Origin of the sequence: Mesorhizobium sp. M2E.F.Ca.ET.209.01.1.1 (assembly GCF_004010375.2) — a bacterium.
GTDB lineage: Bacteria > Pseudomonadota > Alphaproteobacteria > Rhizobiales > Rhizobiaceae > Mesorhizobium.
The window spans coordinates 1-283 of sequence record NZ_SADP02001298.1 but is presented as its reverse complement, the minus strand read 5'-3'; the positions used below and the strand labels follow the sequence as shown (position 1 = coordinate 283).

General features: G+C 64.0%; 1 pseudogene. It reads right to left on the bottom strand.

The annotated features are described in order from the left end of the window. Positions 1–253, bottom strand: a pseudogene (locus tag EN852_RS40135) (HlyD family secretion protein); the annotation flags it as partial. Between the last annotated feature and the right edge of the window lie 30 nt (positions 254–283).

Below are 283 nucleotides of genomic sequence, written 5' to 3'. Positions count from 1 at the left end.
CTGACGTGAGCTCGTCACTCTGCCGGTCGAAGCTTTCCAGCTTGGCATCATACACCGCCTTGCGGCGATCGAAGATCGAGGCCTGCAGCGTCCAGCTCGGGTCGAGCCCGTCATAGCTGAAAGGCTTTCCATCGGCCTCCGCCTTCAAGCGCGCAACTTCGGCTTCAAGGGTCGCGACCTGGGTGGCCAATGCCGCGAGATCGGCAGAGGCAAAGGTGGCGTCGAGCCGGGCCAGCAACTGACCGGCCTTCACACGCTGTCCTTCCCGCACCTCGATGGAGCG